The organism is Flavivirga aquatica (assembly GCF_001747085.1).
GTDB lineage: Bacteria > Bacteroidota > Bacteroidia > Flavobacteriales > Flavobacteriaceae > Algibacter_C > Algibacter_C aquatica.
The window spans coordinates 80,291-102,192 of record NZ_MDJD01000034.1 but is presented as its reverse complement, the minus strand read 5'-3'; the positions used below and the strand labels follow the sequence as shown (position 1 = coordinate 102,192).

Genomic DNA, 21,902 nt, shown 5'->3' with positions numbered 1-21,902 from the left:
CATGTATAATGAAGAATTAAAAATGAATAATGAAGACTGAAAAGCCCATATTACAAGACTTACATGGTAGAGACCATGCTTATTTACGTATTTCATTAATTGAGCGTTGTAATTTACGTTGTACATACTGTATGCCCGAAGAAGGAGTTAAACTTTCCCCTAAAAATCATTTAATGACTTATAAGGAAATTTATACCATTGCTAAAACCTTTGTAGATAATGGCGTTACTAAAATTAGATTAACTGGTGGCGAACCTTTAATTAGAAAGGATATTCCAACTATTTTGGAAAAACTATCAACGCTACCTGTAGAGTTATCAATAACTTCTAATGCTGTTATTATTGATAAGTTTATTGATGTTTTAAAAGCTAATCATGTTAATAAAATAAATGTAAGCCTTGATTCTTTAGATGCTGCCAAATTTAAACACATTACCAGAAGACATGAGTTTAAAAAAGTTTACAATAACATTCTCTTATTAGTTAAAGAAGGTTTTACTGTAAAAGTGAATGCTGTTTTAATGAAAGGCTTTAACGATAATGAAATTATTGATTTTATTAATTTCACTAAAGACTTACCTATTTCGGTAAGATTTATTGAGTTTATGCCTTTTGATGGCAATAAATGGGATATGAGTAAAATGGTTTCTTATGCCGAGGTTATGGAGTATGTTAATGCTTCTTTTCTTAAAGAAAACATTGAACGTTTGCAAGACGCTCCAAACGACACATCTAAAAACTATAAAATTGAAGGCTACAAAGGTAGTTTTGCTATTATTAGCTCGGTTACTAATCCGTTTTGCGATTCTTGTAATAGATTGCGTTTAACAGCAAATGGACAATTAAAAAATTGTTTGTTTTCATCTACAGAATCCGATTTATTAACCACACTGCGTAAAGGAAAATCTATTGAACCTGTAATTCAAAAAGCTGTTCAAGCAAAATTTAAAGTCCGTGGTGGCATGGATACTTTAAAGAAATTGCAAGAACCAAAACTTCACAATAATAATAGAAGTATGATTACTATTGGAGGGTAGACTTAATATATTAATACCATTTATTCTTTGAAATTACGATGAATTTCAACAAGAAATGGATACCCGAAAAATTCATGATTTTCGGTTAAAAACAAAAAGTTAAGATGAGTTCATTTATAAGAATTTAGCATCAGAATACCCCAGTCGTTATTTTTTATATAAAAATACGCAACTAAAATAGCATAGTTACGGAATTTATGAACGAGAGATTTAAACCCATTTCGAACATAAAACACCTCATTTAATTAGTTTCTTTTTTACTATTTATTCGTTATAAATTTAGTTATAATGACTAAATCTATGACTAAATTTCATGCCTTAAACTAACGAAAAATCTATCAAATTTAATTATAGCCATTTTATATCCAAAATGGTGTTAAACGAAAAAACACATATCAAAAATTAATCCTTTATATGAATCGACTTCATTTTTAAAAGCACTTTTCTTTATAGTCTGTTATACTTTTTCAACACAAAAAAATAAAAACAATTTTTAAGTAAGGGTTTTAGTGATAAATACAATCTTACAAATAAACAACACATAGTCTTACATTTATAATTACAACAAACTATTAAATAGACAACTAAAACCGAGATCACGTTAAATATTAATTAAGTACTAAACTAAAAATCATGAAAACAATCAAATTATTAACCCTATTAATGATTGCCACAATTTTCACAATTAGTTGTGACAAAGATGAAAATCTATTAGATGAAAATGTAGAACAAAAAGTAACTTCTCTTGAAGAAACCGATTTAAGTATAACCTCCAAAGATCAAAAATATCGTAATTTCAAACTAATTACTGATAATAAAACTCCTGCAAACGCTATATCATACGTTAAACAAAGGATAGATCAATTATATGCTTCTGGCCTTAAAAATTCATCAATTACTAAAATGACTAAGGTCAAGTCAATATATCTAGCTACAGACATTGGTTTCAGAGATTTATTATATGAGCCTTTTAATCAAAGAGTAGTTATGAATGATTATAATCAATTTGTGAAAGATAATCGTAATATTAATTTCGTTATTCATGAACTTGCTCATTTTTATGAACACAAGCACCTTTCTCAAAAGCAGAAAAACACCCTTAAGGCTCTAATGGCTAATGCTAGAAAAAAGAAAATATATCCTAATAGTGCAAAAGTAATGCAAGGTAGATCTGAATATTTGGCGACAAGCGTAGAAGCATACTTTGCTAAAGGAAGTACTAAACGTCATCCTTTTAATAGAAAAACTATCCAGCAAAAAGACCCACAAATGGCGCAATTTATTAAAGCCAACTTTTAACCATTGTAGTCTCCTTTTTTAGCTCAAAAATTCATAGTTTTTAGAATAAACATGAATTTTTTCAGATTAAATTAAAAAGAGATATTTAAATTTTATATAACTAATACGTGATCTTGGTTTTTATAAAATTGAATATCTGCAAATAAATATAATTCAGTAAACAACTACATCAAACAAATACACGTATGACAAGTCTTAATACTTGTCATTTGTTTCTCATTCCACATAGTCGCTTCCGCAGTTAAACAGCAACTCAAACACCTATAAATCATTATTTTAAAAACACGTGTTTCTACCTGTTTATAATTTCTTGTCATCACTTATTTTTGGTTTTAAGAAAAACTAACTATCAATTCAAAACTTAATAACCAATGAAAATCAAAAACTTAGCAACCATCATTATATACGCAAGTATTTTATTTACTAGTTGTAATGAAAAAAAAGATAATGCAGAACATATAGTCAAAAACAAAGCTATCGCAACATCTAAAGCTTCTTTTAAGGCTATTCCTATGCCTAAAAAACTAATTAGTGGTATGTTATTTCCTACGGATTCCATTATAATAAATAAATGGATTAGCAACCCTAAATATAATAATGTAAAAGCTGGTCATTTTGAAAATAATCCTGAAATAATTAACCATGGTTGGGATATTTGGGAAGCTTTAACGGCTTTTACCAGTGAAACTTATGATAATCAAAAATTAAGAAGGTTTGAAACTTGGTATACACCTGAAGATATAAAAGGTGCATTAACAGATCAACTTCTAAATAAAAATAAGATTACTTTAAAAAACATAAAAAGAACTCGTGGTAAATTAAAGGTTCCAAGTCAATTTCATACAGGTAAAGGTTTAAATACTTCTACTGGAGATATTGTTAGTTTTGTTAAATATGATCCTTCTGCGGCAAATCATATATTTGATAATAAATTATTCTTAAAAAGTAAATTAAACGCTATTAGTAAATCTGGGGCTCGTTTTCCTCAAATAAAAGATTTCCCAACTAGTGGCGTTGTATTAAAACCTATTTTCGATCCTTTAACTGATGCCGATTTAGCTAAAGAAAAATGTAGTGACTGTTATAAAATAGCCGTATGGCCTGGTGAACAAAACAATCCAGAACGAAAATTTGGAGAAGATGCTTGGAACTATTTTGCTTATGTTACCCTAACAGGAAAAACAGATAAAGATAAGTCTATTTTTTCTGTTAATGAATTTATCCACTTTAAAGCAGATTCAACAATCGCTAAATCTAGAAATATAAAAACTGGTGATTTTTTAATTCTTAAAGCTATGCACGTTACCACTCGAGAAACTAAAAGATGGACTTGGCAATCATTTTGGTGGTCTCCAAATCCAGATAATCCTTTTAAACCTAGTACAGAAACCATAGCTAGCCAAAGGCCTAAACAGTTAGATGGTGCTTCAAAACACTACGCCATGTCTATTGCCTATAGTATGGTAAAACCGGTACAACCTTATTTTGGTGGTTCTGGAAAAAATGCAAATTCATTATATGCTTATAATCCTTACCTTGAAGCTGGGTTTGGACCGTTTCAAGTTATTAAGGATGATGTTGCTATTGGAGGAACGTTTTCAACAGGAAATCAATTTGTTCAAGCTTATAATATCGACCAAAGAGTTGGTAATCAATTAAACTTGTTTGGCATGCAAACCAATTGTATGAGTTGTCATGGCCAAGCTCGATATATACCAGGAATTACAACCTCTAATAGTTCTAGCCATTTATATATTACAAATCAATATTTTGATTTAAATGCACCCTATTTTAAAAACAATGTTAAGTTAGATTTTACTTGGAGTATTCAAGGTAACTTAATAGATGATAAAAAACTTATTACATCAAAAAATAAAAACTTAGCACTTAATCAATAAACTATTATTCTATGAACTTATCTTGACTTTTTTTATTTCCTAAAAAATGTCCAAAATTCGCTCATTCAGTTATTTTCTAATGCGTAGCAATGTTATACTCTTTAAAAATAACTTTATCTTGACAAATTTTGCCTCATTTTCGGTTAAAAACAAAAAGTCAAGATGAGTTTAATGGAGATATTTTATCCAGTAAAGAAGTATTTAAAAATATTAAACTTCCTGTTAATTTAAGAATTGCTATATCTAAAAAATATCCAAAATGGCTTTTTAAAAGTAATACCTATTCAATAAAATACACTAAAAATAAGGCTATTAAAAAACATATAAAGTTAAAGTTACAAATGGAAACCAAAATAAAACTTTACGCTTTTGAAAATTTTTAAACTAAAATACCAAATGTATTTCAAAATGGCGAAATACATTTGGTATAACCCAACCTACTTATATAACTAACTTCCAATCACATTTACTTGAGTACTTTCTAATTTGATATTTAAATGGCTTAAATATTCCATAATAGAAAATATATTTTTAGCGAGAGATTTTTGTTTTTGACATTTTTTGGTACCCCTTATTTTATGCTGAATAATTAAATCGTTATGGTTTTGCATTGCTTTTAACAATTCAAATAAAGACATTGTTTTATTAAATTTATTTATATTAATATATCCAATATGTTTTAAATTATTTTCATTAAAAAGGTATCTTACTCCTGCTTTTATAGCCATATCATTACCTTTATTTTGTTTAATATCTACTATAGAATTTTTTAATTCATAAACTTCAATTAATTCTTGTAATTTTTCCAAAGTCTCATCTTTACTTCCATTATTCACAAGACATAATTGTATTTTTTCAAGTTTCGAAACACCTTCAAATAGGTTTTCATTTATATCTAAGGCATTGTTATAAAATATTATTATAATCCCGATTTTCATCTATTTATTTTAATGCATTTTAATAATTACATTTCTTATAATCTCATTGTAATTATTCTCTACTGTTACTAAATTATTTCTAGCTTATACAAGCTATACTCTTACCTCATTTAGTTCAAGTTGATGTTTTTTCTTATTCTTTTTATTTCCTCCTCTATAAACCCATGCTATTTGCACTAATTGACCAATAATTTTCATAGAATCTTTCATTGATAATTTAGAACCATCTGCGTGAATCCATCGTTTTAATGGTTTTTCACAGATTAATCTTTTAGCTTCTTTTATTCCATAAAAAGCTGTCATTCTCTTAAAAATTTCTACATCAAAAATCCATTTTGTAACAAATTTTCTATCAAACGAAACTTTAATAACATCTTTATGAAAAATCTTAGCACCACATTGCGTGTCTTTAAAATTCATCTTTAATATTTTTCTAATAATAAAGTTTATGGTTAAACTAATTATTTCTCTTGCAGATTCTTTAGTAATATTAGCTCCCATTCTACTAATTCTAGAACCACTTACTATTTTAAAATCGGAATTTTCAATAGTTGTTACCAAATCATCAAAATCTGATAGGTCTGTAGATAAATCGGCATCTAAAAAGCCTATATAGTCTAAATCTTCATACTTAGCCATATGCAGCATGCCTAATCTAACGGCTTCTGCTTTACCTCCATTTTTTTCACAATCGTAAACGGTTATAAAATTTTCTCTTTCCTGTCTTAAAGAATTTAATACTTCTAATGTTTTATCTTTACTGCCATCATTTACAAAGCACAAACGATACCCCGAATGTTTGTCTACAAAATCAGTAAATTCATTACTCAATAGTCGCTCTTCTTCGTTATAACAAGGAATAACCACTCCAACACATCTTTTTTCAATAATTACATTATCTGTATTTTCTACTACATTTTCTGATTCTGGTTTTCCTATTAACCTTTTTACACGAGCACAGACTTCGTTTAAGCTCAATGGTTTTTTCATATAATCATCAATTCCTAAGTCAAAACCTTCAGTAATAATCTCATCATCTGTATTTCCTGATAAAACCATAATTGATGTCTTTGATTGTTTTGAAGCTCTAATATGCTTTACGACTTCTAATCCCAAAATACCTGGCATGTTAATATCAACAATAACTAAATCTGGATTGAAAGTATCATATAATTCAATACCCTTATGAGGATCTGTTTCAATTTTCACATCGTATCCTAATTCTGCTAATCTTTTTTGTAATGGTAACAAAACTAACTGCTGGTCATCTATCGCTAAAACTTTCATAATTAATGTTTTGTGATTAGTTATATTACAAATGTATAGAGCAAATATACTTTAAAGTTAATATTTAGTTAAACCTCTTGCTTTGTTTAGACGAGTAGCTGTTTTCTGTCGATAACTAAAATTAGTGTCTCAATTTTAATTACTTATATTTATATTATCATATTTTTACTACATATTAATGAAAGAAAAATCAAACAAATATTTAATTATAGCCCTACTTATAGGTTTAGCATTTCATGGTACTTCTATATTCTTTACTTTAGAAACTACCTATGACGCCTTAATACATTTATTTTTTGCAGATCATTATGCTAATAGTTGGTTCGAACCCTGGAGTTATAAATGGTATACTGGATTTACTGTAATGAGTTATCCTCCTTTAAGCCATCAAGCTATTGCTGCTTTTTCTTTCATTGGAGGGGTGAAATTTGGTTTATTTACAGTTGCTTTAATTAGTATCGTTTTATTTATTACAGGTGCATATAGGTTTTCTTTACTAATTTCCTCTAATAGGACTGTAGCTGGTTATGCTGCCATTTTAGCTGTTTTATCATCTTCTTTTGTTGAAACACTCCATGTATTTGGACAATTACCTAGTATTATTGGCATTTCTATATTAATGCATGCTTTACCAGAAATTTACCTCTGGTTAAAAACGGGAAAGTATCGCTATTTATTAACGGCTTTATCATTAATATCTGTAACAGTAACCTCGCATCATGTAACCCCAATTTTTGGAATGATCTTTTTTATTTTCCCTTTAATTGGTATGGTTCTTATGGATGTTTCTCGAGAGCAAACAGATTCTGCAAAGGCTATTACTTTTATTGTATTCTTAAAAAGTTTTTTCAAACTTTTTAGACGCATTGTAACCTTTGGAATACTTTCTCTTGTTATTATAGTTGGGTGTATTTTACCTTATTGGATTAACTCTAAAAACAACCCCATTACACAGGTACCTATACCTCATGGGTCTCGTGACAATTTTTTAGAAGTCACCTCATCTGGACTTGTCTTCTTTTTAATTCCTTGGGGTATATTACTCATACTTTTACCTTATATATTCTATAGGTATTATAGTAAGCGTTATTTATTTTTTGGGTTATCTATAACTATACTTACTGTTTTAGGAACTGGGGGTACAACGCCTATTCCTAAACTATTTCTTGGCGATACGGCTTTTAACATTTTAACTTTAGACCGCTTTACGCTTTGGGCTTCCATTATGTCATTACCACTATTTGGTGAGTTTACGTATCGCTTTGTAGAAGGCGATTTAAAAACACTTATCCAAAAACATTTAGGTTCTATTTACCATCGATTAATTGGTGGCTTACTTGCTGGTCTATTTTTATTTATGACTATTTTCACTATGAGTTTAGGCTATTTTAGGCCTTCTCAACCTCAGAAAATAAAAATGTTACCTATAATTAATTTCCTAAACCAAGACGATCATGACCAATGGCGATATATGACTTTAGGTTTTGGAGACCAAATGGCATGGTTATCTGCGCAAACTAATGGTATGAGCGTAGATGGTAATTACCACTCCGCTAGACGACTTCCAGAACTCACTACACGTCCCATTGAACGTTTAGAAAATTCGAAATTTAAAGGTGTTGAAGGTATTGGATCTTTGCAACAATTTTTAACGACTCCAGAAAAATATAACTTCAAATACATTTTTTCTAACGATAAGTTTTATGACCCTATTTTGTATTTCTGTGGTTGGCAACGTTTACGGCAATTGGAAAACGGAATTCAGGTATGGGAAAAACTAAACGTGCCTCCAATTTCATCTATTTTGCCAAAAGATGATGTTGCTAGATGGCAAAAAATACTTTGGGGTATTATGCCCTTTTCAACTGTAATTATTGCTTTTATATTAAATATTCAATTGCTTTGGATTAGAATGCTAAAGACAAAAAGGAAAGTTATTCCTGTGTACTTAAAATTTAAAAATGACTATACTAAATTTTCAAAAAGTTTACTTAAAATAACACACCTCTGGTCTGTTATTTTAGCTATAATTATGTTTTATGGCGTCTATAAGTTTTATATTAAAAATGTTTCGCATCATTCGCCCGAAAATGCTATTATAGCCTATTATGATGCCTTGGATTTTAAAATTTTTGAAAAAGCTTATAGTCTTATTAATCCAAATATCAATATTCCTATCGCACAATATATGCTAGAAATATCTGTAACAGATGGCTTGTTAAGTTCTTATGCTAAATTAGATGCTATAGAAACTGTAACCTTATCACAAACAGATAGTTTAGCTACTTTACAAGTAAATACGAAATGGATAACTCCTTTAGAAAAAATTAATAAAACCGAATACAAATCTTTAATCAAAATAAAAAACAAATGGTTTATTCAACCAGATGATATTGACTTGGATTTACCTCCAGATCAATTGTATTCAGATAATTTGACACGTTACTTTAATCAAGGAAGACGACGAATAACTACAGAACAAACACACCATGAAGATGTTTTAAAACAACCTGTTTTAGAAATTCTTTCTGCAAAATTGGTAAAAAACAATGCGAGTTATTCAATAATAGGTGAAGTACAAAATATAGATAATGTTCCTGCCGATGTGGTTTTAAAAGGCACGTTGTATAATGATGATAACAAAGAGTTGGCAACCTACAATGCAAAATATCATGTAAAACATAAATTAATGCCTAAAGAAGTGAGTTCTTTTAAAATTAATTTTGAAGGTATTGCTTGGTCAAAAACAAAAGACTCAATTCCTAAAACCTTTAATCCAGATGAGTTTACACCTATAGAATTTGAAGAACAACCTACTAAGTTCAATTTACAGGTTGCTGGTAATGTTTCTGGATCTGACCTTTATAAAGGTGCCGCTTTAAGTACCTTAAATTTTTCAACAGATTATATTACAGGAAAGCTATTTAATTCTGGTTTAGAAGAAGTTACCATTCCGCAGTTACTCATTACATACTATAACAAAAATAAAACCATGGTTTGGGTAGATCATTTATTCTTAAAAGAAGGCATAAGGCAGCAACGACAACAATATTTTGAGTATCCTATTATAAAAGATAATTGTATTAAAATTATAAATAACGACATGGAAAATTGTTTTGTAAACGGCCTTCCTAATGAAGCTATTTCTAATAAAATTGTACCAAATAGAATTATAAACCACACAAATACACTACTACAACCAATACAACATAAGTATTATAGCTTTATAAAAGTAGAAATTAACACTTATATAGGAAACCCGAATTAATGAAAATAAAATTAATATATCTTCTCATTTTAACCATGCCATTATTATCGTATAAAGCTTCAGTTAAAAATAATGAGGCTACCAATAAACTTGAATTGCTCACCACTCAAACCGAATTTACAGCAGGTAGCTCTATTATTTTAAAATTTTCGTCCCACAGTAAATCAATGCCAACTATATATATTAGTAATAGTTACGGTAGTACCACGATTAAACCTAAGTTGGAAAATAATATTTTATACTACTCCATTCCAGAAGTAATAAGTTTAAAATCTGGCATTGTAACTTGGATGCTTCTCAATAATAACCATTCAATATTTGGGCAGTTTAACATAAACCCAAAGCAGGTTGTTGCCAGTTTAGAAACTTATTTAGGCCCTCCTAGTATTGAAGCTGGAGGAACAGATTATAGTATGTTTGTTGTCATCCCTACAGACCCTTACGATAACCCATTAAAAGATGGCACTCCAACTACTGTAAAACATCAATTTTTAGCAAACAAAAGCCTTGACTTAGTATATTCAAAAAATTTAATTGGTTATAAAAACATCTATTCGGAAATTAAAACAGGTAGAATATTGATTAGCTCGGAATGTTTAACCAAGAACTCAAAAGAGTATACCATTAATGTATTACCTGCTATTCCAATAGACTTTACTATTTCTCATCAACGCAATCATGATTATGCAGATGGTAACCAAATAACAACTTTTTACACCTCTATTATAAGGGATAAATATGGAAACATAGTTAGTGATGGCACTTATGTCGAATTTTTTATTACTAATACTTCAAATAACATCCTTAAAACTGCTGGTACAACAATTAATGGTGTGGCAGCTGCCAAAATGATTCATCCAGATCAAGGAAACCTATGGACTGTAAAAGCTTTTATTAATGGTATGGCAGAAAGTAATGAGATTTCGCTAAGCTACAAACAAGCTATTTTAGATTTTGAAGTTATTTTTTCTAAAAACAATAGAACAATTACCATTGGCCCCCTTAAAAGTTTTATGAATCAAATGATCCCCGATGGTTTAGAAGTTTCATTATCTATTTATAAAAATGACAAAAAAATAAATACACTTTTAAAAAGTACTTTTGAAGGTTACACTACTTTTAAATTAAGTAAAGATGTCTTCCCTCATGGTATTTATACCATGAATATTAAAACTGCTGGTTTAGTTAAAACCTTTAAAAATGTAAAACTATGATACGTATTAACCAAAACATAGTCCGGGGTATATTGCTTATTTCATACATAGGAGTTATTACACTTATACTATTTGGTATTAGTAGTTTATACAGTTATTTAAACACTGGAGCAAACAGAAGTAAAATGCTACATACCGAAATTAAAAAGATTGACCAATACCTTCCTAAAATAGAATGGTCTCCATTAAATAATGAAGGTAGACCTATGGATGAGCAAACCTTAAATGCTCTTGAAAATGATTATTTAGATGCTTGGTATGTAAAACATGTTGCTTTAAAAACAAACACTACTAATGGTATTGACGACTATTACACAGACCATGCACGTAAGAACCTTTTCAATTTTGTTGCTCTTAATATCTCTAAAAAAACTTCTATTGAGAGTACGACTTTAGAACACAATCCTACTCTTGAATTTTTTAGTGAAGATGGGCAACTTATAGTTATTACAGATAGAGATGTGATTGAATATAAGCGCATCTATGAAAACGAAACTATTATTCTAGAAACCACAGAAAAATCGACTTATAAAATCATTCTACTTTTAGAGGATGGCTTTTGGCGTATAAGACATATAGTAAAGGAAAAAAGTAAACCTTATATAAAAAAAACGACACCTGCTTTAAATACAACTACAGTTATTAACGGTATAAACTATTATCCACAAGCATCTCCATGGGATATGTATGGTGACAAATTTGATATAAAAATTATATCGAAAGACTTTAAAATTATTAAAGACTCTGGGTTAAATAGTGTTAGGATTTTTGTGCCTTACGAAGATTTTGGAAAGGCTAATATTAATACCGAAAAGCTAAAAAAACTAATCCAAGTATTAGACTGTGCAGAAACTCAAAAATTAAAAGTAGTTGTTACCTTATTCGATTTTTATGGAGATTATTCGGTTTTAAATTGGACACTTAATCTTTATCATGCTTCTACCCTTGTTACAGCATTAAAAGACCACAATGCTTTATTAGCTTGGGATATTAAAAATGAACCTAATTTAGATTTTAAATCGAGAGGAAAAGAACAAGTTATTTCTTGGTTAAACGTGACTATAGATTTAGTTAAATCGATAGACAAAAAGCATCCTATTACTATTGGATGGTCTAATATAGAAAGTGCTACAATACTTAATGAAAAGTTAGATTTAATTTCATTTCATTATTATAAAGACTTAAAAGATTTAGAGGCTTTATATGTGCAATTACAAACTCAAATTCCTAATAAACCTATTGCAATAACAGAGTTTGGTTTGTCTTCTTATAAGGGTCTTTGGAATCCTGTTGGTCATTCAGAACAGGATCAAGCCAATTATCATCAAAAAGCACAAAACTTATTTTATAAAAATAATATACAAGCTATGTCATGGACTTTATACGACTTTAGTGAAATACCTAAAGAAGTCGTTGGTAGACTTCCATGGAGAAAGCGAGCTCAAGAGTGCTTTGGTTTTATAAACCAAAACGGAGAGACTAAGTCCGCTTTCATATATATTTCTAAAAAATAATTTCTTTGGGTATTACTAAATTTTATTAGTTTTTTCCTGAAAAGTTTGAGAGCTATCTAAATATACGTGTGGTTTTAGGTATAGAATAAACTGTATACGACCTATAATTAGTCTTTTATAATTCTACTCTTTAATCATTAATAATATTATTTTTTTCTGAAAACTTCCATGGAAAAAGCGAGCTCAAGAATGCTTTGGATTTATAAATCCAAAACGGAGAGACTAAACTCGCTTTATATATATATTTAAAAAATGATTTCTTCTGCTTTTACTAAATTTTCTTTAGATTTTTTTCTTATAATGGTTTGAAAAGTTTCTATATATATATCTGTAATTTTAGACATAGGATAAGCCGTAGCTGCCTTATAATTAGCTTTTTCTAATTCCACTCTATAATCGTTATTTATAATTATTTTTTGAATGGCAGAAGCTAAGCTGCTTACACTTGTTGGCTCAAAAAATTCACCTCTATACCCTTCATCTTTCACTAAAAGTGCTAAATCCCCTAAATCTGGCATAACAACTGCTTTACCATAACTCCCCGCTTGATGTAACACTCCAGAACTTCCTGTTGTAGAAGTATAAGGAAATACAACTACTGCACTCTCTTTAAATAATTTTGGGACATCTTGTTCCTCTACATAACCTGTAAAAGTTATTCCATTCACATGATTATATTTTTCCTTAACTGAATTTAAATACCCTGGCGTATTTGGGTTATCTGTTCCTGCTATAACAACTTCCAAATTTAAATTTGAATATTCTTTAATACACTCTACAGCTTCAATTAATCCTTCTACTTTTTTATAAGTTCCAAATTTACCAAAGGTCATCACTTTAAAAGGTTCCAAAGGCATATTATATTTAGGTTCTTCTAATATTTCGAAAGTTCCATGAGGAATTAATTTCACATTTTTAGCTTTGTATTTTGCTTTTAAAATTTCAACATATTTCTGCATGGTTACAGCAACTGTGTCTGCTTGAAGTATCAATCTTGTTAGGGTAGCTCCTATAAAGCCATATAGTTTTTGCATCATTTTATTATTTGTAAACCCAGCGCTTCCTAAATCTACTTCTTCAAGAATATTGTGTAATAAAACAATACTCGGAATTTTTTTAAACTTGCAAACCCATGGTAACATTAAACCTAAAGCGGCTGCTATTTTTTTATCACCAAATTTCATAAATTGTAAATTAAACAATACAGCATCTGGCTTAGTTTTATTAATTGCTTTGTTAACTTTTACTATATTTAAATAACTGTTGAATGTCCAACATTCTTTAATCGTTATTTTACACCCTTGTTCTATAAGTTCTATATCTTTTTTACCTTTAGTAGTATCGGTTAATAAAATGAGTTCTGTGATACTTTCTTTTTGTCTAAAGTGTTTTACTAAATGAAATGCGTACTCGTTTAATGTTACTTTGCTTGGGGGATACGCAGTTACGATTGCTAATTTCATAATATTCAATTTTTAATTATAGTATAAATTTCACGGTTTTAAAATCTAAATTCGATTAGTTATAGATAAGTCGATACTTACTGTAGATGAGTGGTTATTTTCTATAGATTAAACTGAACACGCGTTATAAAACGGTTTTTAAATCTATTCTTAAAGCGTTTTTTATTCAACTATAGCTTATTTAATATGTAAGTAATTATATTACTGATAGTTAGATTTTTTTATTCCCTTTATTAGAAAAATAATAAAACCTGTTTATAGCGTAATTTAATTGTTTCAAGCATTTTTTAATTTTAATTGACTTACTTTAAAAACTGTTATTTGTATAACTAATAGTAAAACCATAGCTATAATTTGCATGTGTACCACTTGTTCTAGATTATTGTGATATACTATTACAAGTCCCATTTGTAGCATGCCAAATACACCAGATATAATTACAGGCACATACTTATCTAAAGACAGATAGTAATAAGCGAAAATATTTGATATGGCAAACATAGATGTAGCTAGAGCATATTTCCATAATAACGGTGCCATACTGGTATAATTAGATCCAAATAGCACATTAATAATTGTTTCTGGAAAACTAACACAAGCTATTATAATAGTTATCGAAATTGCTGCTATATATCCTACATACTTAAATAATATTGGAGCTGTTTCTTTGCCTTCTTTTTTTAACTTAACTACTGTTGGTAATAACAACATAACAAACATCCATGCTACAAAATACACAATCCTTCCTATTAATGCTAAAGATGCATACAACCCAGCTTCATGAGGTTCAAAATAATGCTTTACTAAAAGAATATCGCTGTTATTTATAATAATTTGGGTGAGCTCATAAAATGCTGTTATTATAAAAAAATTTCTTATGTCTTTAACATCTACTTCGCCTATTGATAATGAGTTCTTATATATTATATTCTTAAACTTAAATGGTAACAAACCAAAAATAAAAGATATTAAAATGCCTATTGCAATAACTACAGATGATTCTATATTAAATAACAAAATGAGTCCTATTGTTAGCAACAAACGACTTAACATTTCTGCCTGATATGTTGTCGATAATGATTTTAACTCTTTTTTACCTTGAAAAATACCACGATTTACACTCATTAAAAAATATAGTGGTACGCCACAACCAAAAACAACAAACATTTTTGATGAAGATGTATTGAATAATTCTTGTAATTGACTTGAACAAAGTATGATAAGAACCCCCAATACAATACCAACTACTATGGCATTTTTATAAACTCTTGAGATAAAACTTTTAAATAATTGATTTTCAAAAAGCACCGAAAATTTAGCTGTTACCAATTGAAATGTCATAGCTGCAAAAGACAAAACTAATAAAAATGTTATTAAAACTGCTGCGTCAGAAAATTGTGCTGGTTCTAAGAGACGACCAAGAATTAAATTATACAAATAATTCCCACCATTCACAGCCAAAACACTTATCATAAAAAACTGTTCTGAAGATACTTTTCTTTTTAAACCATTAATTAGCGTAGTCATTCTTATAAATGTTAAGGTTAGCTTTTTTTAATTGTTTAGTAATGTTTTCATTTTCTTTACCTAATACAAATAATATTTTGCTACGCCTTCTAGCTTTGGCTGCTATACTTCTAATTACTTTTATAGCTGTATTGTCAATTTTATCTACTTGTTTAAGGCAAATAATAATCTCATAATACTTATCTAATAAATTACTAAAATAATCTGCTACTTGATTAGTCTGTATATTTGTAAAATCTCCGTGTATTTCAAAAATACCTTTGTTGTTTATTATTTTGAAGTCCATAATATTAAGTTTTGGGGTTACTTTAATTAAACTGCGTTATTTACACATAAATCATCATAAACTTCTTTACATCCTGCTCCAACAACATAAAACTTTTTGTTACTCTCTAATGTTTTTTCGTAAATCGATCTTATTGCTTCCATTCCATTATTATCAATTTCTGTTACATTATCAATATCAATAACCAAATCATCGCAATGTTCCATAACAGATTCAACATGGTTTTTAAAGTTTAATGCGGTAAGCATATTTAGAGTTCCTTCTACTAAAAAAATTTCTCTTTGCTGAGTGATTTTAAGTGCCATAATTTCTAATTATTAATCTGCTTTAACTTTTTATATTCAAAGATCTTATAATAATCAATGAAAGTGACATAAATTTCGTTCAATTGCAGTTTTCTGTAGGTGAATGATTCAATTGTTATGACTAACTTGCATTTAGATAAAAACCGAAAATATGCCCCTTAAATACACCATAGGATTACTTACTTTATTTATAAAATTTTCTGTGTTTTCTCAAGATATGCAAACTGGATTTAACTATCTTGAAACGGGCAAATATGCAACTGCTGTATCTTTTTTTAAAACTATCTTAAAAGAGTATCCAGATAATAAAACTGCTAAACTTTGTTATGGACGTGCTATAGGTTTAGATGGTGATTCTAAAAAAGCTGTATCTATATTTACTCAACTACTAAAAACCTATCCCACCGATTTTGAAATAAAATTAAATTATGCCGAGTCTTTACTTTGGAATAAAAATTACAATGCCGCCAAAGGATATTACGAAGGTTTAATTAAGGAACATGATAAAAGCTTTCCTGCGCTTTTAGGATATGCCAATACCCTATCGAATCTTAAAATATATAAAGACGCTTTAATTTATGTAAACAAAGCCTTAGCTGTTTTACCAGGAAACCCAAATGCATTAACTTCTAAAAAATACATTTATTTAGGTTATGCTTATAAAAACCAGCAACAGCAAAACTACATTGAGGCCGAAAAACTTTTAAAGGAAAATTTATCGCTTTTTAAAGATGATAAAGACACCTTACTTAATTTAGCTAATCTCTATTTAATTTCTGGCGAGCTCAATAAAGCAGAAACTACTTATAATACCATAAGTAATAACCCAAACAATAAAACTATTGCTCTAAACGGTTTAGCTTTAGTAAAATATTTAAAAGGAAAAGAAAAAAAGGCTTTAAAAATTAGTAAAAATGCCTATAATTCTCTTGTTAATTTAGCAGATACAACTATTATAAAACAAACTAAAGAACGTTACATACAAGCCTTAATATGGAATAAAAAATATAAAGAAGCACAAACAACTATTGATACTTTAATAACCAAAACACCTAACGAAAATTGGGTTTTAGCCTTACGTGCTACTTTAAATATTTATAAAAATGATTTTAAAAAAAGTATAGACGATTACAATCATATTTTAGAAAATGACAGTACATCCTTTGATGGTAATCTAGGTAAAGCTAATGCTTTAAAAGCTTTAGGTTTTTATAATGAAGCGTACCAATCTGCAAATAATACATTACGTTTTTATGATAAACAAAAGGATGCCTCAAATTTTATTAAAGACTTAAACATGAGTTTTACGCCTTTTTTAGAAACAAAAGCTGCTTATACCCAAGATAATGGAGATAACGAATCTATATCTTTACAAGTCGATTTAGAGTTTCCAACATCAATAAGATTTAAATGGTTAGCTAGATATCAATATAGAACTACTAGTAATAAAATAACGAATAATGAAGCGACCTCTAATAATGCATCATTGGGGTTAGCTTATCAATTATTACCCAATATTACGTTTAAAGGTCGTGCTGGTATTACTGCCGCAAAAACAAATACAGATGATTATACTCAATTGTTAACAGATCTATCTTTTAATATTAAACCAATTAAACTACATATTTTAGATATTGGTTACAAACGCGAAATACAAAATTTTAATGCCGATTTATTAGACCGCGAAATCGTTATGAATAATCTTTATGCTAACTATAATATTAACTCAAACTTTAATTTAGGATGGTTCACACAGTATTTTTACACCTTTCAAAATGATGACAATAATAGAAACCTATTATTTACTTCATTATATTATAATATACTTAGTAAACCATCGCTAAAGGCTGGTTTAAACTATCAATACATTACTTTTAAAAATCAAGTCCCTTCTATTTATTTTAGTCCTGAAAAATTTAATGCTACAGAGCTTTTTGTAAACTTGATTAAAGATGAAGTTATTACAAAATCTAAGGCTTGGTTTTATGAGTTAACTGCGGCTACTGGGTTTCAATTTATTGAAAATAATGAAAAACAAAACACCTATAGAATTCAAGGAAAATTGGGTTATAAGCTTTCTAAACGTTCCGTATTTAATATTTATGGAACCCAAAGTAATATTGCCTCTGCTACTGCTGCTGGTTTTACTTTTACAGAAATTGGTTTGCGCTTTAAATGGTACTTATTTAATAGCCCTATATTTAGATAGTGGCCTATAGTTTTATATAAACTTCTTCAGTTTTTAAGTCTTATTCTTAACGCTACCAATTGCAAACAGGCATTATCATGTGTACTACTCTAGAGCAGATATAATCTAATTATATAACTTAATATGTTAGATATCTAACATATTACTCATATTTATTATTCTAATTTTGAACGTATAATCTTACTTGTATAGTTGTAATTAATTAATGATATAGGTGTTTTTTCATCTTTTTGAAATTTGTATGAACTTTGAGGTTATCTAATTTTTAAATTGAAGTTAATCCAACCAAAACCATATTATACAAACCTGAGTATTAGAATAAAAAATCAATTCGTTGCACGTACATTAAACTTATACCTATAAAGTAACATTATAGAAATCAGATATTCATTAATATAACACACACACAAATTATTAATATTATGACTTTAAAATCATTTTTATTTATTACAAGTATTCTATTTATAGGTTTAAATACTTACAGTGCTAAGGCACAAAATTCTATTGGCGGTCACTTTGGCTTTGTCCAACCAATAATAACTATTCAAGACGGAGAAACTTCTGATGGTTTTGACCCGTATACCATTGGATTCCCCATAGGTATTACGGTAAGGAAAAACGAAAAATTCGCCTTTGATCTAGAATTTGTTCCATTTATTGGTTCTAATAGGGATAATTATAGCTCTGTAAACGAACTAATAATTCACCCTGGTTTATTGTGGGGTATAGGTAATAAACTTACGTTTGGAAATAGGATTGCTTTTGAGACTAAAAGTGGAAGGTATGGAATCACTCCACTTTTGAATAAAGGGTTTCTTATTGGAAAAACTAATGTTTTTGCAGAATTCGTATTACCCTTAAGAGTAGGCAATAATCAAGAAGTATCTATTACTACGGCATTGCACTTTGGTATTGGCTTCTAAAAAATACTCGTTTCATAAAAAAAGACAAACAAATAAATCTTGCTTATAAAAAAATTCACTTGTTATCTATTTTCAAGTTAGAATCCACAACAAATTTAGTAATAAAACCATTTAATTAATTTAAGAAAACACAAATGAAAAAACCATTTTTAATAACCCTAACCCTTGTGGCACTCATCCTTACTGGATGCCAACAAAATGAAACCAAAGGAGATTCTGCCAAAAAGGGCAAATGCCCTTTCGGTTTCTCTTCAGAAGGGCCATCAGGAGGCCTTAATGTAAGTAACGATGGGAAAACTAATAGAGATTGGTGGCCTAATCAACTTGATTTAAGTGTGCTGAGACAGCATTCATCAAAGTCGGATCCTATGAATGAAGACTTCAATTATAAAGAAGAATTTAATAGTCTGGATTATAATTCATTAAAAAAAGATTTAACTGCATTAATGACAGATTCTCAAGACTGGTGGCCAGCTGATTATGGCCATTATGGAGGATTATTTATTCGTATGGCATGGCATAGTGCAGGTACTTATAGAACAGGAGATGGCCGTGGAGGTTCAAGAGAAGGACAACAACGCTTTGCACCACTTAATAGTTGGGCAGATAATGGCAATTTGGACAAAGCAAGAAGACTTCTTTGGCCTATTAAACAAAAATATGGTAGTAAAATCTCATGGGCAGATTTAATGATCCTTACTGGAAATGTTGCTTTTGAATCAATGGGGTTTAAGACCATTGGATTTGCAGGAGGTAGAGAAGATGTGTGGGAACCTGCAAGTAACGTCTATTGGGGGTCAGAATCAAAAATGTTAGGCGAAAAACGATACACTGGCGATCGTGAACTTGAAAAGCCTCTTGCCGCTGTTCAAATGGGACTTATATATGTTAACCCAGAAGGGCCAGACGGAAAACCAGATCCTGTTGCTGCAGCTATAGATATACGAGAAACATTTGGACGTATGGGAATGAATGATGAAGAGACAGTAGCCCTTATAGCAGGAGGCCATACATTAGGAAAAACACATGGTGCTGCAGATGTTTCACATTTAGGCCCTGCCCCAGAAGGTGCTACTATGGAAGAACAAGGCCTTGGCTGGAAAAGTGATTATGGAACAGGAAAAGGAAAAGATGCCATTACTACTGGTTTAGAGGTTATATGGACTGCAACGCCTACCAGATGGAATAATACGTTTTTCGCTAACTTACTTAATAATGAATGGGAACTGGTTAAAAGCCCAGGAGGAGCTCATCAATGGCAAGCAAAGGACTCAGAAGAAATATTTCCAGATGCTTTTGATTCAGAAAAAAGACATAAACCAACAATGCTAACGACTGATCTTTCATTACGATTTGATCCAATTTATGAAAAAATTTCAAGAAGATTCCTTGAGAATCCAGAAGAATTTAATGATGCTTTTGCACGTGCATGGTTCAAATTAACGCATAGAGATATGGGACCTAGAACTACCTATCTTGGTCCTGAAGCTCCAAAGGAAAATTTTTTATGGCAAGACCCAATCCCAGCAGTCGATCATGAGTTAGTGAACGCAAAAGACATTGCCTATTTAAAATCACGTATTTTGAATTCTGAATTAACTGTCAGCCAATTAGTATCCACAGCATGGGCTTCTGCATCAACTTTTCGCCATTCAGATAGAAGAGGTGGAGCTAATGGTTCTCGCATAAGATTAGAACCACAAAGAAGCTGGGAGGTTAATAACCCTAAACAATTGAATAGTGTTTTAACAACTTTAGAAAAAATTCAAAGCAATTTTAATGCAAAAGGTAAGAAAGTTTCTATTGCAGATTTAATTGTTCTGGGAGGCTCAGTAGCCATAGAAGAAGCTGCAAAAAAAGCAGGGTACCCTATTAAAGTTCCTTTTATTCCTGGCAGAATGGATGCTTTACAAGAACAAACCGATATAAATTCTATGAAATTACTGGAACCAATGGCAGACGGATTTAGAAATTATCTAAAAACAAAATATACTTTAACCACCGAAGAGCTACTTATTGACAAAGCGCAATTGTTAACATTAACAGTTCCTGAAATGACTGTTCTTGTGGGTGGTATGCGCGTTTTAAACACAAATTATGACAACTCTAGACATGGTGTTTTTACAAAACATCCAGGAACTTTAACAAATGATTTTTTTGTTAACCTTTTAGATATGCGTACAGAATGGAAAGCCGTTTCTGATGCAAAAGAAAAATATGAAGGCAGAGATAGAACGTCAAAAGAATTAAAGTGGACAGCTACTCGTGCAGATCTTATCTTTGGGTCAAATTCCGAATTAAGAGCTTTGGTTGAAGTTTATGCTAGTAATGATGCAAAAGAGAAGTTTATAAAAGATTTTGTTGCCTCTTGGACAAAGGTAATGACACTTGATCGCTTTGATCTAAAATAATTTAATTATCCTCTCCTTAGTTGAATCAATTTTAGCTTGAGCAAATTAGAATGCTTTATTGGCTTTGAGTTTAAAATTTTTCAATAGTCTTATTCATAACTATTGAGGTTATACACTTCAGAAACAGAATAAGAAGAATACAAAAGTGGGGAATTGATAGACATGTTAGATTTAAGATTCAATTATTTTTAGAGTATATCTATTCAATTCCCCATTTTTAATTATTAAAACCTTCTTAATCGCTAGATTTTGAGGGTTTTTTTAATTTGAAACATTATACAATCACTTCATTAAAACGCAACAACTATTCAACAAACAAGGAA

The 21,902-nt window shown here is 29.6% G+C and carries 16 protein-coding genes; 10 read left to right on the top strand and 6 right to left on the bottom strand.

Annotated elements, in window-relative coordinates; translation table 11 throughout:
• The first annotated feature begins 29 nt into the window (after nt 1-29).
• From moaA to A8C32_RS06715, 4 genes are all read left to right on the top strand, one after another.
• The gene (gene moaA / locus A8C32_RS06730; protein ID WP_069829681.1) at nt 30-1,037 is read left to right on the top strand and encodes a GTP 3',8-cyclase MoaA; all 1,008 of its coding nucleotides are present in this window, start codon (nt 30-32) and stop codon (nt 1,035-1,037) included.
• 633 nt (nt 1,038-1,670) lie between these two features.
• Nucleotides 1,671-2,336 (top strand): hypothetical protein, encoded by a 666-nt coding sequence (locus tag A8C32_RS06725; RefSeq protein WP_069829680.1) that lies wholly within the window; start codon nt 1,671-1,673, stop codon nt 2,334-2,336.
• Nucleotides 2,337-2,707: 371 nt separating this feature from the next.
• The gene (locus A8C32_RS06720) at nt 2,708-4,234 is read left to right on the top strand and encodes a hypothetical protein (RefSeq protein ID WP_069829679.1); all 1,527 of its coding nucleotides are present in this window, start codon (nt 2,708-2,710) and stop codon (nt 4,232-4,234) included.
• Between the two features lie 128 nt (nt 4,235-4,362).
• A complete protein-coding gene (locus A8C32_RS06715) occupies nt 4,363-4,617 on the top strand; it encodes a hypothetical protein (protein ID WP_069829678.1) in 255 nt (84 codons plus the stop codon).
• Nucleotides 4,618-4,683: 66 nt separating this feature from the next.
• Here the strand turns inward: A8C32_RS06715 and A8C32_RS06710 are convergent, their stop codons facing one another.
• Nucleotides 4,684-5,172, bottom strand: a complete 489-nt coding sequence (locus tag A8C32_RS06710; protein WP_069829677.1) for a glycosyltransferase — start codon at nt 5,170-5,172, stop codon at nt 4,684-4,686.
• A gap of 93 nt (nt 5,173-5,265) precedes the next feature.
• Complete coding sequence (locus A8C32_RS06705; RefSeq protein ID WP_069829676.1) at nt 5,266-6,459, bottom strand: response regulator; 1,194 nt, start codon at nt 6,457-6,459, stop codon at nt 5,266-5,268.
• A 178-nt stretch (nt 6,460-6,637) separates the two neighbouring features.
• On the opposite strand from A8C32_RS06705, the gene A8C32_RS06700 reads away from it, so the two are divergent.
• The 3 genes from A8C32_RS06700 to A8C32_RS06690 are packed head-to-tail and all read left to right on the top strand — an operon-like array spanning nt 6,638 to nt 12,455.
• On the top strand, nt 6,638-9,727 hold the full coding sequence (locus A8C32_RS06700) for a hypothetical protein (RefSeq protein WP_069829675.1): 3,090 nt from the start codon (nt 6,638-6,640) through the stop codon (nt 9,725-9,727).
• Nucleotides 9,727-10,941, top strand: coding sequence for a hypothetical protein (locus A8C32_RS06695; RefSeq protein WP_069829674.1), 1,215 nt, complete (start codon nt 9,727-9,729; stop codon nt 10,939-10,941). Before A8C32_RS06700 ends, A8C32_RS06695 begins: the two co-directional genes overlap by 1 nt.
• Nucleotides 10,938-12,455, top strand: a complete 1,518-nt coding sequence (locus A8C32_RS06690) for a glycoside hydrolase family 2 TIM barrel-domain containing protein (protein WP_069829673.1) — start codon at nt 10,938-10,940, stop codon at nt 12,453-12,455. Before A8C32_RS06695 ends, A8C32_RS06690 begins: the two co-directional genes overlap by 4 nt.
• Nucleotides 12,456-12,700: 245 nt before the next feature.
• Here A8C32_RS06690 and A8C32_RS06685 read toward each other — a convergent pair whose 3' ends face one another.
• The 4 genes from A8C32_RS06685 to A8C32_RS06670 form a co-directional block, all read right to left on the bottom strand.
• Nucleotides 12,701-13,918 (bottom strand): glycosyltransferase, encoded by a 1,218-nt coding sequence (locus A8C32_RS06685; RefSeq protein ID WP_069829672.1) that lies wholly within the window; start codon nt 13,916-13,918, stop codon nt 12,701-12,703.
• A 276-nt stretch (nt 13,919-14,194) separates the two neighbouring features.
• The gene (locus A8C32_RS06680) at nt 14,195-15,445 is read right to left on the bottom strand and encodes an oligosaccharide flippase family protein (protein WP_069829671.1); all 1,251 of its coding nucleotides are present in this window, start codon (nt 15,443-15,445) and stop codon (nt 14,195-14,197) included.
• Complete coding sequence (locus A8C32_RS06675) at nt 15,429-15,731, bottom strand: STAS domain-containing protein (protein ID WP_069829670.1); 303 nt, start codon at nt 15,729-15,731, stop codon at nt 15,429-15,431. The genes A8C32_RS06680 and A8C32_RS06675 overlap by 17 nt, the downstream gene beginning before the upstream one ends.
• Nucleotides 15,732-15,757: 26 nt before the next feature.
• The gene (locus A8C32_RS06670; RefSeq protein WP_069829669.1) at nt 15,758-16,036 is read right to left on the bottom strand and encodes an STAS domain-containing protein; all 279 of its coding nucleotides are present in this window, start codon (nt 16,034-16,036) and stop codon (nt 15,758-15,760) included.
• Nucleotides 16,037-16,187: 151 nt separating this feature from the next.
• On the opposite strand from A8C32_RS06670, the gene A8C32_RS06665 reads away from it, so the two are divergent.
• The 3 genes from A8C32_RS06665 (at nt 16,188) to katG (ending at nt 21,579) form a co-directional block, all read left to right on the top strand.
• Nucleotides 16,188-18,245, top strand: coding sequence for a tetratricopeptide repeat protein (locus A8C32_RS06665; protein ID WP_069829668.1), 2,058 nt, complete (start codon nt 16,188-16,190; stop codon nt 18,243-18,245).
• Nucleotides 18,246-18,667: 422 nt separating this feature from the next.
• Complete coding sequence (locus A8C32_RS06660) at nt 18,668-19,168, top strand: hypothetical protein (RefSeq protein WP_069829667.1); 501 nt, start codon at nt 18,668-18,670, stop codon at nt 19,166-19,168.
• 134 nt (nt 19,169-19,302) lie between these two features.
• Nucleotides 19,303-21,579: a catalase/peroxidase HPI gene (katG, locus tag A8C32_RS06655; protein ID WP_069829666.1), complete on the top strand. Its 2,277-nt coding sequence runs from the start codon at nt 19,303-19,305 to the stop codon at nt 21,577-21,579.
• Nucleotides 21,580-21,902 lie beyond the last annotated feature (323 nt).